At 52.4% G+C, this 12,898-nt stretch carries 13 protein-coding genes; 2 read left to right on the top strand and 11 right to left on the bottom strand.

The annotated features are described in order from the left end of the window. Window positions 1–17 precede the first annotated feature (17 nt). The 5 genes from ABID47_RS02365 to ABID47_RS02345 form a co-directional block, all read right to left on the bottom strand. A complete protein-coding gene (locus ABID47_RS02365) occupies window positions 18–806 on the bottom strand; it encodes a response regulator transcription factor (RefSeq protein ID WP_234489329.1) in 789 nt (262 codons plus the stop codon). Further along, window positions 781–2,628 carry a cache domain-containing sensor histidine kinase gene (locus ABID47_RS02360; RefSeq protein WP_354494799.1) on the bottom strand — a complete coding sequence of 616 codons (1,848 nt, stop codon included), beginning with the start codon at window positions 2,626–2,628 and terminating at the stop codon, window positions 781–783. Before ABID47_RS02360 ends, ABID47_RS02365 begins: the two co-directional genes overlap by 26 nt. Before the next feature lie 25 nt (window positions 2,629–2,653). Further along, window positions 2,654–3,481 (bottom strand): carbohydrate ABC transporter permease, encoded by an 828-nt coding sequence (locus tag ABID47_RS02355; RefSeq protein WP_089548111.1) that lies wholly within the window; start codon window positions 3,479–3,481, stop codon window positions 2,654–2,656. Next, complete coding sequence (locus ABID47_RS02350) at window positions 3,481–4,365, bottom strand: carbohydrate ABC transporter permease (RefSeq protein ID WP_076169984.1); 885 nt, start codon at window positions 4,363–4,365, stop codon at window positions 3,481–3,483. The genes ABID47_RS02355 and ABID47_RS02350 overlap by 1 nt, the downstream gene beginning before the upstream one ends. Window positions 4,366–4,491: 126 nt before the next feature. Further along, a complete protein-coding gene (locus ABID47_RS02345) occupies window positions 4,492–5,877 on the bottom strand; it encodes an ABC transporter substrate-binding protein (RefSeq protein WP_181909051.1) in 1,386 nt (461 codons plus the stop codon). Between the two features lie 246 nt (window positions 5,878–6,123). Here ABID47_RS02345 and ABID47_RS02340 point away from each other — a divergent pair, with 246 nt between their 5' ends. Continuing rightward, complete coding sequence (locus ABID47_RS02340; protein WP_354494797.1) at window positions 6,124–6,840, top strand: Crp/Fnr family transcriptional regulator; 717 nt, start codon at window positions 6,124–6,126, stop codon at window positions 6,838–6,840. A gap of 439 nt (window positions 6,841–7,279) precedes the next feature. Then, window positions 7,280–8,164, top strand: coding sequence for a hypothetical protein (locus tag ABID47_RS02335; protein WP_089548113.1), 885 nt, complete (start codon window positions 7,280–7,282; stop codon window positions 8,162–8,164). Between the two features lie 63 nt (window positions 8,165–8,227). Here ABID47_RS02335 and infC read toward each other — a convergent pair whose 3' ends face one another. From infC to ABID47_RS02305, 6 genes are all read right to left on the bottom strand, one after another. Then, window positions 8,228–8,710, bottom strand: a complete 483-nt coding sequence (gene infC / locus ABID47_RS02330; RefSeq protein WP_354494794.1) for a translation initiation factor IF-3 — start codon at window positions 8,708–8,710, stop codon at window positions 8,228–8,230. Between the two features lie 117 nt (window positions 8,711–8,827). Then, entirely contained in the window at window positions 8,828–9,556 is a 729-nt protein-coding gene (locus ABID47_RS02325) for a hypothetical protein (RefSeq protein ID WP_354494792.1), read from the bottom strand. Window positions 9,557–9,686: 130 nt separating this feature from the next. Continuing rightward, complete coding sequence (locus ABID47_RS02320) at window positions 9,687–10,409, bottom strand: hypothetical protein (protein ID WP_354494790.1); 723 nt, start codon at window positions 10,407–10,409, stop codon at window positions 9,687–9,689. Between the two features lie 165 nt (window positions 10,410–10,574). Continuing rightward, entirely contained in the window at window positions 10,575–10,895 is a 321-nt protein-coding gene (locus ABID47_RS02315) for a winged helix-turn-helix transcriptional regulator (protein WP_076169977.1), read from the bottom strand. Window positions 10,896–11,168: 273 nt separating this feature from the next. Further along, entirely contained in the window at window positions 11,169–11,900 is a 732-nt protein-coding gene (locus tag ABID47_RS02310; protein ID WP_076169976.1) for a ThuA domain-containing protein, read from the bottom strand. Window positions 11,901–11,912: 12 nt separating this feature from the next. After that, window positions 11,913–12,881 (bottom strand): sugar phosphate isomerase/epimerase family protein, encoded by a 969-nt coding sequence (locus ABID47_RS02305; RefSeq protein WP_089548117.1) that lies wholly within the window; start codon window positions 12,879–12,881, stop codon window positions 11,913–11,915. Window positions 12,882–12,898: the final 17 nt, after the last annotated feature.

Raw genomic sequence — 12,898 nt, 5'->3', positions numbered from 1 at the left:
GCTCCGCAGATCGTCCGCTACCCCGCCGTTCTTCCCTTCGTCTGGTCACGGAATTCGGACGGTGTCAGCCCGGTATGACGCTGGAACACTTTGGTAAAGTACCTCCGCTCCTGGTAACCGATGCTGCTGCCGATTTGCGTGATGCTTTTGTCGCTGTGGGTAAGCAGATATTTAGCGGTTTCGATCCGTTTCCCTGTCAAATATTCGACAAAGGTGACGCCGAGATGATTTTTGAACAGCAGGCAAAAATAGCTGCAGCTGATGCCCAGGTGTCCCGCCAGCTCCTCGATGCCCAGATCGCTGCCCAGCCGCTCGCCGATATAAAGAATCGCTTCCGACATCAGTTGCTGCGGGGTCTTTCTTGCCCCGCTGTCGCTGCTGTCCTCCTCAATCCGGGCTACGGTCACCTGGAACGGATCGCTGCGCCGTTTTCGGAGAATGTCCTCACGGGCGGAGCGAATCGTATTCTCCAGCTCCTTGTAATGGATCGGCTTGCAGATGTACTCCCTGACATTATACTTGATCGCCTGCCGGGCATACTCAAATTCCTGATATCCCGTCAGCAGAATGATTTCGGCGGCGGATCCGCCTTTGCGCAGCTCGCCGATCAGGGTCAGGCCGTCCATCACCGGCATGCGAATGTCGCACAGCACGATATCGGGGGTATGGAGACTGCAAATGTCTAGTGCCTCCTGTCCGCTCCGGGCTGTGTACACCTGCATCTGCATGTCGTTCCACGGAATAACGCTTTTCAGATTGTTCAGAATCGGGGCTTCATCATCAACCAGCAGCACGTTCAGAATCATCCATGTCCCTCCACTCGTTGTCTGGTATGATACATTGGATTATCGTTCCGGTGGTCCCGGACGAACAAATGAACAACCCGTATACATCGCCGTAGTGAATCCGGATGCGGTCGGCCACGCTGCGTACGCCGAGTCCCCTCCGTTCGTGGTTCACCTGCATATCCTTTGCTTCCGGCGGTTCCCCGCCATCGCTCTTCATGTATTCAAAAGCCGCCAGCTGCCGCGGACTGATGCCGATGCCGTTGTCCTGTACCTGCAGAACGAGCCGGCCGCGCTCTTTCCAGCAGGACACATAAATCATGCCCTTATAGCTGATCCCTTCAAAGCCGTGCTGGATGCAGTTCTCGACGAGCGGCTGAAGGGTCAGCTTCAGCACGCTCCGGCTCCGCAGCTCCGGCGGAATATCGATCTCATATTCAAACAAATCCTGAAACCTGAATTTTTGGATTTCCAAATAGCTCTGCAAATGCTCGATTTCCTGACCAAGCGTAATCTCCTCATTGTCCTGGATGCTGATCCGCAAAATGTTGCCAAGCCGGTGCACCATTTCGCTGACCTTCTCCCCTTCGTTCTGAACCGCAAGGACGTTGATCGACTCGAGCGTATTGAACAGAAAATGCGGCTTGATCTGGGCCTGGAGCACCCGCAGCTCCGCCTTCGCCTTCTGCTTCTGCTCCTTCTGGATCTGTTGGAACAGGCCGTTGACCCGTTCAACCAGATCGTTAAAGCCCTTCGCCAGAATATGCAGCTCGTCTTTGCCCCGGTGATGCACCTGGACATTGAAGTCCCCGCCTTCCACTTTACGCATGAAACGGACGATGACCGCGATCGAGCCGGTAATCCGGTTCATGAAGACCATGTTGAAGGTCACCGCCGCCAAAAGGCAGACGAGCGTAATGCCGATAAACCATTTGGCAAAGACCAGCGTTTCCTGTGACAGGGAGCTCCACGAAGTAACGGAAACGAGACTCCAATTGTATTCTTTCATATGATAAATCGAAACGATGCTTTTTTCCCCGTTAAACGCCGTCTTGAAGCTCTGAAAATCACCGCCGAACTTGACGTCCCTCTTCATCACGGACTGGATGGGCTGGCCGTCCAGCACTTTATTCGGATCATACAGAATAAGTCCCTTATCGTTCACGAGCATAAAATCGGTGGACTGCATATCTCGGTTTAAAGACAGGTTGCGGAAGATCAGCTCGATATCCCAGTTTTTGATTTGGGTCACCAAAATCCCGATATTTTTAAAATAGCTCAGCTCCTTGATGAGCCGAATTTGTGTAAACACCGGTTCGGATCCGGTGATTTCCGGGTATTCATGCGGCCCGAGCCATTTGGGGACCCCGTTCAGGGCCATAACCTCTTGATATAGCGGATGGGCTTTAAACTCTTCGAATGACAGCGTATTAAAGTCTTCCTTGGTGAAAATGGAGACCGTGCTCGACGGCCCGCTGCCCTGCAGGTTGTACAGATAGGCATAACTGATGGCAGGATGGTTGTACAGCAGGCTCCGGAAGTTGCGCTGGCTGTTGTTCAGGTTCAGCTGCTCGGCATCGTTCAAATCCTGTTTGGTCGGGTCCTTGGCGATGAGCGCCATATGAAACACCGAGGTCGCGATGCCGTTATCCGTCACGTTGTCCATCTGCTTCAGCACGCTGTTGATGCTGTAGCTGATTGCCTTAAGGGAATATTCCGTCTGCCGGCTGTATTTGGTCTCAATCGAATGAGAGGTCACCATAAAGGTGACGACGCCCAGCACGCACAGCGGAACGATGATCAGTGTAACAAATGCCGTAAACAATTTTACCCGCAAATTCATTGGCATTCATCCGTTTCTTCGCATGTTATCCCTTAACACTGCCTGCTGTAACACCTTCAATGATTTTCTCCTGAAGGATCGCGTAAATGACGATGACAGGTACGACGCTGTAGACAATGCCGGCTGACATCTGCGCGTAATTCATCTGGTATTGATCCCGGAACTGCACCATCCCGACCGGGAGGGTCCGCAGCGAATCATTGGAGAGGAAGTAGTTGGCTAGCAAAAATTCGTTCCAGTTGCCGAGGAAGTTCACGATAAACACCGTAACCATGGCCGGAACCGTCAGGGGTACGACAATTCTAGCAAATATACCCTGGGCTTTCAACCCGTCCATGACGGCTGCTTCCTCGATTTCGCCGGGCAGGGACCGCATGAACGCCGCCAGAATGATGACCGAGAACGGGAGCGCGTTGGCGATGTACGGAATGATGAGCGCCAGATGCGTATCCAGGATCCCAAGCTTGCGCACGAGCAGATAGATCGGGAGCATAAGCGCGTTGTTCGGGATGAGCATGCCGACCAGGATCAGGCCGGACAGCAGCGCGCTGATTTTGAAATGCCGCATGCGGGTGATCGCAAACGCAAACATCGCGGCGATCAGGATCGATACGACGGCCGACAGAATCGAGATATACAGACTGTTGAAAAAATAGGTGCTGATCTTGGCGTTGACCCATGCCTCCACGTAATTACCTAGCGCAAACTGCTTTGGTATGCCGAACGGGTTCAGGGCGATCGCATTGTTATCCTTTTTGACCGAAGAGAAAAGCACGAACAGGAACGGGAAAAGAATAACCAATAAGTAGGCCATCAGGACGATGTGGGGCAGCAGTTTTTTGAGCCTGGTCATCAGTATTCAATCCTTTCGCTGCGCCTTGCAATCAACAGTTGGTACAGGGCGGTCAGTATTAATGTAAAGACGAAGATGAGAACAGAAATGCTGTTGCCGTACCCGTATTTGAAGTTGGTAATGGCATATTTGATCATGTAGGTGGCCATCACGTCGGTCGAACCCGCCGGTCCGCCCTTCGTCATGACGATGACGATGTCCGCGGCTTTCATCGCGCCGGCGATGGACAGCATAATGACGACGGAGATGATCGGCTTAATGAGCGGCAGCGTAATGGAGAACGCCCGCTGTACAGCCGTTGCACCGTCGATGGCGGCGGCTTCGTCCAGCTCGCGGGGAATGGAAATAATGGCGGCGAGCACCATGACGATATAAAAGCCGGTCCACTGCCAGGCATTGGTAATCAGGATGGACAGCATCGCGTATTTTTCGTCGGACAGCCAATACAGCGGTTCGATGCCGAACACTTTCAAAATATTGTTCAGCAGCCCGATGTTCGGCTCATAAATAAATCCCCAGAGGATGCCGATCACGGCCGTGGACATGATCGAGGGCAAAAATACCGCCGTCTTGTACAGCCCCTTCAGTTTTTTGACATGGGCGATCAGGAGCGAAAAAAAGACGATCAGCGGCACTTGGATTCCGCAGGAAAACAAAATGAAATAGCCGTTGTTTCGGACCGCGGTCCAAAACCGCTTCTCCGTCAGCGCCTTCACGAAGTTGTCGAAGCCGATGAATTTCGGATCGCTGGATACGCCGTTCCAGCTCGTCAGGCTGTAACGGATGGAGCTTACAATCGGATACAGAAAAAACATGGCAAACAAAATCAAGCAGGGAAGAATAAACAGGACGTATAGCGCAGGATTCTTCAATGCTTTGTTCATGGAGTTCCTCCCAACGCGGGCGCTTGGTCGTCCGCCCGAAAAAATGTCATGCTCCCTCAGACTTGAGGGGGTTGAGTAAAAAACATGTGCCCCGGTTTGACCCGAGGCACACCGCATCAGCTGCCGTTATTCTTCCAGGGAATTCGCTTCCTCTTGTGCCTTCTGGAGCGCTTCGCCCATCTTCTCAGGCGTCGTCTGGTTGCCGATCAGCTTTTGAATCTGAATGTTGCTGATTTCCGTCGTCACGTCAGCCTGTACGAGCGAGTCGAATGCCGGGAAGGAGGATTGAGCCGAGTTCAGCACGTCGACGATTTGCTTCATCAGATCGTCGGTAATGCTCGACTCCAGCACAGATGCGTCCAGCTTCATGGCCGGCAGGACCCCGTCTTCCACCAAGCCGCGGATCTGCATTTCCTCATTGAACATATTCTTGATAAAGGCTTTCACCGCTTCCAGCTTGCGCGGATCCTTGGCGACCGCGGACGAGAAGCCGTAGCCGTTGTTGACGTCGCGCATCAGCGCCGTCTGATCGCCTACGCCGCCGTCCACCGGCGGAAGGTTGAAGAAGCCGACTTTACCGATCATGCCTTCGCCGGATTCCCCTTGCTTGAACACCGAAGACTTCCAGGTTCCGTCATACATCAAAATGGCTTCCCCGCTCGTAAATTGGGTCGTGTACTCGGCGTATTCAAAGCCCAGCTCGCCCTTTTTGAAATAGCCCTTGTCGACCCATTCCTTATGCTTCGCAAACGCCTTGACCATGTTCGGATCGTTCCATTTGGCTTCGCCGGTAGCGAATTTATTCGTAATGTCCGGTCCCGCGTAGCGCGACCACAGATGGTTGGTCAGCATCAGCGGCACCCAGCCTGCCTTGGAAGCTGCCGCCATAGGCACCTTGCCGTCGGCCTTGATCGCGGCCAGCTGCTCTTCCAGCTCGGCGAACGTTTTAGGCGGCGCCCAGCCCTTTTTATCGTAATACTCCTTGTTGTAGAAGAAGCCTTCGCCAGATCCGCCGATCGGCAGTCCGTAGACTTTACCTTCGTAAGTGAACGGCTCGAGCGAGCTGAACTTATCCTTGATCCCCAGCTCCTCAATGATCGGCGTCAAATCAAGCAGCTTGCCCTCTTTGGCGTACACTTTGGAATCGGGGCTGCCGAACAGGTCGAAAATATCCGGCGGATTGCCTGCCGCCATTTCGCCGCGCAGCTTCTCTTTCCGGTTGACGTCGGATTCCACTCCATCCAGCTTGAACGTTAACCCTTCGATTTCGCCCTCCGTCTTTTTCACGACGTCCTGCAAAATGGCAAAACGCTTCTCTTTGTCCTGGCCAACCTGCGTATGTCTCAGTGTCAGCTCGAACGGTTCGGCCTTTTGCGCTTCCTCCGTCTTCGGCTCCGTTCCCGATGAACCCCCGCCCGTCTCTCCGGCCGATTTGTTATCGCTTCCACAACCGGATAACGCGAGCGACGCCGCAAAGCATAACGAGATCAGCAGCATCAAACTTCTTTTCATCTTCATCTGGTTAGCCCCCCTTAGCAATCTGGTTTACATGCTTAATTATAAGAAGCGGCCGCCAGATCCGTAAGGAGAATATTCCGCTAATGCAGGGGGAAAATCTTCTACACCAAGTGAAAATAATCACATTGTTAGAATTTTGACACTTTTCGCCCGCCCGGCGCGCACTCAGCCGCTCGTATTCCCGCTATAATATGGATAAAGGCAATCACATTACAGCAAGCCAAAAAGGGGAAATGAACGATGAGCACACTGCCTGCACTCGAGGACACGGTCCGGAATACATGCTGCTTCTCGGACGCCAACTTCACACGGATGCTTTCCATGATGACGGAAATAAAGATGCCTGCGGGTTCCCACCTGTTCTGGGAAGGGGATGCTGCCGACAGATTTTACTATATCTACAGCGGATGCGTTAAATTAAGCAAATCCTCGGTCGAAGGGAAAGAGCTTATCGTCTATATGTATACAAGCGGCGATATCGTCGGCCAGGCCGACCCGATCGGCAGCCGTACGCACAGTTATACCGCCGAGGTGTTTGAGGACAGCGTCGTCGGCGTAATCGACCAGCAGGATATGGAATTCCTCATTTGCCAGGACGGCGCTTTTGCGATGGACTTTATGAAATGGATGGGCAACCATCACCGCCTCACGCAGACCAAGTTCCGGGATCTCATGATGTACGGCAAGCCCGGCGCGCTCTGTTCGACACTGATCCGGCTCGGCAATACGTACGGAGAACATATCGGAGGACGTATCATCATCCATAAAAAGCTTACCAACACGGATCTGTCGAACCTGATCGGAGCTACACGCGAAAGCGTCAACCGGATGCTGGGCGACCTCCGCAGATGCGGTGCGGTGGACATTGTGGACGGCCTGATTGTCATTAACGACATTTCTCATCTGCAGGGCATCTGTCACTGTGAGCATTGCCCGAAGGAAATATGCCGGATTTAAGAGAATGCATCCCATCCCTCTGTGCGCCAGCGCAGAGGTTTTTTCTTGCGCAAAAAGGCTCAAACTGGCTTCCATTCCCTCCTATACCTTCCTCTAATTTTTCTCTCTTCACCCTTCCAAATACCTATATTCATTAAAGCGCTTTCTTCATATACTATTAAATGATTCTTAAGACCTATATATAATGCGGAATAAAGAACCGATCAATTGGATAGCACCTATTTCCAAGGACTCATCCACTACGCAGATCTACCTATTATGTCGTGGGCCTGCTATCAGACTACAGATCCTTGTAAGGAGGACTGAGATCCGCCAATACCAGGAACATCATATGCCTTACCCGCTGCCAGATCTGGTCATAAGGAATCGTGTTTGTCGTGAAAGAGGGTCCATCGAATCAGGTAGTACCGCATATCACATAAAGGAGTGTACGATTGTCATGTCAAGTAAATATTCATTGCGTTCAGGATGGATTGCCGCCTTCGTTGTATTATGGTTTGCCGCGGGTCTCTTCCCCGGAAATGAGGCTAAAGCGGAAGGTTACACTAAAGCCACCTGGCTGTGGAACACGGTGCTGATCAAGACGGAAGCCAAGGAGATGCTGAAATTTTCGGCCGATCACGGCGTCCGTACGATTTATCTCCAGACCAACAGCGATATTCCTGCTTCCTATTATAAGAGCTTCATTAAGCAGGCCGGAGCTTTGGATATCCGGGTCGATGCGCTCAGCGGTGCCCCGTCCTGGGGACTTACGTCGGAACGTTACAAAATCACAAGCTTCCTCGATTGGGTGAAGGCGTACCAGAACGGCGCTGCAGAGGACGAGAAGTTCCAGGGCGTTCATGTCGACATCGAACCCCACGTGCTGCCTCAATGGAAGTCGGACCAGACCTCGGTCATCCGCCAATGGCAGGAGAACGTCCAGTATTTAACCGATAATGTGCGTGAAATGAATCTTCCAGTTGCAGCCGATATTCCGTTTTGGCTCTGCAACTATACGACAGCGGACGGAACAAGCACGCTGAGCCGCTTCATGATCAGCCAATATGACGCCGTTGCGATCATGTCCTATCGGGATACCGCCGATGGCATCTACAGCACCGCTAAGCGCGAACTGGAAGAGGCGAACTATCTCGGCAAACCGGCCTTTGCTTCTGTCGAAACGAAGCCGAGCAGTGAAGGCGAATTTATTACCTTCTATGAGGAAGGAAAAGCTTATATGGACTCCCAGCTAGGCAAGCTGCAGCAATTGGCGCAGGTCAATACCTCATTCGCTGGGGTGTCCGTTCACGACCTCGACGGCTGGAGATCGCTTAATGACTAACCCGAACCGCAGAAAAGCCCCTGAGTGCCTGAATAAACGGCGCCCGGGGGCTTTGTCTTTTATTTATGCGACCGGATCGATCTGTACGGCAACCTGCTTGCCGCTCACCTGGATGCCTGTTTTGGCGCGGCCCCACTCCTTTAATTCCCGAACCAGTTCCTCCAGCAGAACCTTGGCGGCGGCGCCCTCCTTGCCCTGCACCCGGACCACCAGCATGACTGCATTTCCCGCTTGTAATATTCGCGCGGCCTGCTGCTTCTTCGTGTCCAGATCGTGCTCCTCGATGTTCGGGGTCAGCCGGATCTCCTTTACCTTGACTACCCGGTCGGAAGATTTGGCTTTGGCTGCCTGGGCTTCCTTCTTGGCGTCGGCGGCAGCCACCAGCCGGCACGGCGGTGGACTGCTCATCAGCGACGTGCAGACGAGGTCCACTTTCAGCTTGCGGGCCATGGCCAATGCTTCCCTGGTCGGGACGATTCCGATATCCTCGCCGTTCAAGCCGGTTAATTCCACCTCAGAAGCCTTGATCTTCTCATTCATCCACATAGGGGTACCCTTCCTTTTACGCACGACATGTATCATTTAAGCCAGACGTTCATTTCACATTCGCTGTCAGCTCAATTCGGGCTTGTCCATTTGCTTGTCGATTTGCTTGTTTTGCTATTATACGCTTGCCCGTTCCAGCCTGATTTCCACTTCATCCTGCGGCGTCAGCTTCATTTCCAAACCGCTGTCCACCAGTTCCTTCCCGTTCACCTTGACGACCCACTTCTCCACCGATTTGGGACTGTACCCCTGGACGGTGTCTACGTACATTTTATTGTCCGTCAGCTTCACGAAACCGCTGTGCGCCATAACGTCCCTGACGCTTTGATTATTGGTGTACGGAATTACATAAGAATGCGTCATATCAGGCTTCATGGACCCGCCGTCCAGCTTCAGCACGGTAAATTCGGGAGCCTTTGCATCTTTCCCGTCCTTTTTAGGGTCAGCGTACTGAATGTTGATGGAAATTTCGTCATGGTCCTGCAGGACGGTGTCAAGATTGTCTTTGCCCAGCTTCTTGCCATTGATTTCAAATGCCCACTCAAATAAAGGATCCAGGGACACCTGGCTGATCGTCAGGACGCTGCCGTTATCGCTGAAACCGACGATGCCGCTTCTCTTCAGCCCTTCCCGAACCGTCACGCCCTGCTGCAAATATTGTCGTAAATTTTGGATGACCGCCGGTGAGAAGAAGCCGTCTTTTTCCGAGAGAGAGACCTCCCCATTGACGTCATTCGAATAAACGTTGGCCGATGCCTCCTCCTGGTCGGCTTGTTTGCAGCCTGTCAGCAGCAGTGTTGCTATGATCAACATGATGAATGCAGCGTGTAAAACCGGCTTCCTCATCGAATAACCACCTTTGCTTCCGCAATCTCGCAGGACTCTTCCAAAACGCAAATAGAGCCCTCCCCTGAGGACTCTATTTTACCATATTCGAGCCGGGCCCGCATAATCCGCGCATTCCGGCAGATGTTTCCTATGAATCGATAAGAGGCTCCATGAACGTCCGTGTGCCGTCGGTATTTTTCAAATAAGGGCCCAAACCGAGAAAATTCGCCTGATCCACGTATACGCCTGTCATCCACGTGCCTTCCAGCACCTCTCCCCCAAACTGCAGCATCAGCGGCGGAGCTGAAATATATTCCTGGTAGATCGGAAATTTCGTGTTGTGTTTCTTGTAACTTTTGCCAAGCTGAATCAGAGGGGCTTCATGGACATAGGTAGGCACAAAATAAGTGGAGATGACCTCCAGTTCTTCTTCTGTGAAAAAAGGAGTGTCGCCGAGAAAGGGGTGAAACATGGTGATTTCTTCGTATTGGGACCAGATGATGACCTGCAGCAGCATGCTCTGATGCCGGCCGTTGTGAAAGATGTATTCATGCTTGGACGTTCCGTCCGAGGCATGATTCGCATCAAGACTCTCGACATTATGCCGCTCACAGCCGATGCATTTCCAGCCCGTAGGACCTTGAATCCATTTCTGAAAAATCGTACTGCTCTTGTCTTTGTCTTCGTCGGCAGGTGACGCCTGAGCAGGCCTGTCTAAGGTCCAGCGTTTCCAAATCGATTCCGGCCAATACCGGCTCAGCATGCTGAGTGTCTTGTCGTAAATGCCCCGAACCTTGACCGAAGCGCTTTCAAGCTCGTGTACATCGTCCTTGCCGTACCCGATTCCCTGGGAGAGTAAGATCTTCCTCATCGTCATCCGCCTCCTTATACGCCGAAAAGGCAGTTTTTTACCAATTATACTACAGACTCCGTCATTTAGTGCAAGTCTTTTCCTATAATTAACAAAAACCCTCCTTAATGGAAGGAAGGTTTGTCGTTAACGGGGTTCCCGCAGAACCGTACCTTTCGGACGGTTTTACAGCTCAACCCACTGTTCTGCCCACTCTTGAACCTGCTCCATAACGGGACGCAGCGCACGGCCTTTATCCGTCAGCTCATATTCGATACGGACAGGCGTTTCGGGATAAACGTGCCGAACCAGAATTCCTTCCGTTTCCAAGTCTTTCATGCGTTCGGACAGCATCTTATCGCTCATCGAAGGAATTAATTTCGATATATCCTTGAACCGTTTCGGACCATCCATCAGGGAAAAGACGATCAAGCCGTTCCAGCGTTTTCCTAATATGGAGAAAGCATTTTCGAATCGCGGACACATGTTAAATTGTTGTTGATTCATGATCTTCACCTCTTTACAGAATCCATGTAAACAGTTACGTCTCATGAACGCTTACATTAAGTTAGTATATTTCATTTTACCACATTTTTGCTCAAAATGAAACAAGACAACTGCTGGAAAGCTCCGCAAATGTTCTTTCCCTTGCAAAAAGGGACTCCCGATTCCTTGCTGACCCCATGATTTGCAGATCATCCGAAAATCATGCATGCTCTGCAAGCAAGCAAAAAAGCGGCGGTTGGACCGCCGCTTTAGGCTGATGTGCCTTGCGAAAGCTTACAATACTGCCGCCGGCTTCAGCTCTCTGACCGGCTGCATGTTGCCGAATACCGGAGCCGGCGTTTGGAGAGGATACGCCCAATTGATCGCGTTGGCGATGACTTTCAGGATTTCCGGCTGGTAATAGGTCGGGAACGTCTCATGGCCTGGCCGGAAATAGAAGATCTTCCCTTGGCCTCTGCGGAAGGTGCATCCGCTTCTGAACACTTCGCCGCCTTCGAAATTACTGATAAACACGAGCTCATCCGGAGCCGGAATATCGAAAAATTCGCCGTACATTTCCTCATGCTCGAGGATAATCTTGGCGTCAATGCCCATGGAAATCGGATGGGACGGATTCACGTTCCAAATGATTTCCTGCTCCCCTGCTTCTCTCCACTTGAGGTCGCAGGAGGTTCCCATCAACGCTTTAAACGGTTTAGAGAAATGGCCGGAGTGCAGCACGATGAGTCCCATGCCGCCAAGCACGCGTTTTACGACACGCGCCACCACTTCGTCGCTGACCTGGTCGTGGGCCATATGGCCCCACCATACGAGCACGTCCGTGGCATTCAGCACTTCTTCGGTCAATCCATGCTCCGGCTGGTCCAGCGTCGCCGTTGTAATCGCAAAGCCGTTGCCGTCCAGCCCTGCGGCCAGTGCGGCATGAATGCCTTCCGGATAGACTGCCTTTACTTCATCGTGGATATTTTCATGAACGAATTCGTTCCAAATGGTTACATTAATCAATGGTTTATCCCCCTAGACCCACCACATCTCACCGAGTGGCTCTTCAATAAGTACTTGCTGCAGGTTTTGAACGGCTTTGGAGAAGCCTTCTTCAACAGACATCAGGCCGTCTTCATGCTCGATGCTGACGACATAATCATAGCCGACGAGGCGCAGTGCGCTGATAATGTCAGCCCACGTTTTCACATCGTGTCCGTAGCCTACGCTGCGGAACTGCCAAGCGCGGTCCAGCATGTTCGTGTAGGACTGCATATCGGTCAGGCCGTATTTGTTAACATTGATCGGATCGATCACGGTATCCTTTGCATGGAAGTGATGGATCGCACCCTCACGGCCCAAAATGTGGATCGCCTGCACCGGATCGATACCCTGCCACCACATGTGGCTCGGATCCAGGTTGGCGCCGATCGTTTCGCCGGCAGCTTCGCGCAGGCGGAGCAGTGTCGCAGGTGTATGCACCGAGAATCCGCCGTGGAGCTCAAGCGCGATTTTTACGTTATGCTCTTTGGCAAACTTCGCTTGTTCGGTCCAGTAAGGGATGACTTTGTTCTCCCACTGCCATGCGAGCACTTCCTGATAATCGTTTGGCCAAGGCGCTACCGGCCAGTTCGGATATTTGGCATCCTCATGGTCGCCAGGGCATCCGGAGAACGTGGTGACTACTTCAACGCCCAATTTCTCAGCCAGCAGCACCGAGTTCACGAAATCCTCGTGGTCGGCTTGGGCCAGATGCTTCTGCGGATGCAGCGGGTTGCCGTGGCAGCTCAGCGAGCTGATCGTCAGGCCGCGTGACTCGATTGCGTCCTTGAATTGCTTCAATGCGGCTTCGTCCTTCAGCAGCTCAGCCGGCTTGCAGTGCGCGTTGCCGGGATTGCCCCCTGTTCCGATTTCAACAGCCTTCAATCCTTTTGAGACGACATAGTCCAAAGCGTCCTCCAGTTTGCGTCCACCAAACAATACCATAAATACTCCCAGTTTCAAGTGTACTCCTCCTCATT

The sequence above is a fragment of the Paenibacillus favisporus genome (assembly GCF_040545415.1).
Taxonomy (GTDB): domain Bacteria; phylum Bacillota; class Bacilli; order Paenibacillales; family Paenibacillaceae; genus Paenibacillus_AQ; species Paenibacillus_AQ favisporus.
This window is presented reverse-complemented; position numbering and strand designations above follow the sequence as displayed.

Coding starts and splice junctions, on each gene's coding strand:
- ABID47_RS02335 (WP_089548113.1), top strand. CDS start 7,280: ATGTCAAGTAAATATTCATTGCGTTCAGGATGGATTGCCGCCTTCGTT.
- ABID47_RS02315 (WP_076169977.1), bottom strand. CDS start 10,895: ATGAATCAACAACAATTTAACATGTGTCCGCGATTCGAAAATGCTTTC.
- ABID47_RS02345 (WP_181909051.1), bottom strand. CDS start 5,877: ATGAAAAGAAGTTTGATGCTGCTGATCTCGTTATGCTTTGCGGCGTCG.
- ABID47_RS02365 (WP_234489329.1), bottom strand. CDS start 806: ATGATTCTGAACGTGCTGCTGGTTGATGATGAAGCCCCGATTCTGAAC.
- ABID47_RS02340 (WP_354494797.1), top strand. CDS start 6,124: ATGAGCACACTGCCTGCACTCGAGGACACGGTCCGGAATACATGCTGC.
- ABID47_RS02325 (WP_354494792.1), bottom strand. CDS start 9,556: ATGAGGAAGCCGGTTTTACACGCTGCATTCATCATGTTGATCATAGCA.
- ABID47_RS02320 (WP_354494790.1), bottom strand. CDS start 10,409: ATGAGGAAGATCTTACTCTCCCAGGGAATCGGGTACGGCAAGGACGAT.
- ABID47_RS02355 (WP_089548111.1), bottom strand. CDS start 3,481: ATGACCAGGCTCAAAAAACTGCTGCCCCACATCGTCCTGATGGCCTAC.
- ABID47_RS02350 (WP_076169984.1), bottom strand. CDS start 4,365: ATGAACAAAGCATTGAAGAATCCTGCGCTATACGTCCTGTTTATTCTT.
- ABID47_RS02360 (WP_354494799.1), bottom strand. CDS start 2,628: ATGAATTTGCGGGTAAAATTGTTTACGGCATTTGTTACACTGATCATC.
- infC (WP_354494794.1), bottom strand. CDS start 8,710: ATGTGGATGAATGAGAAGATCAAGGCTTCTGAGGTGGAATTAACCGGC.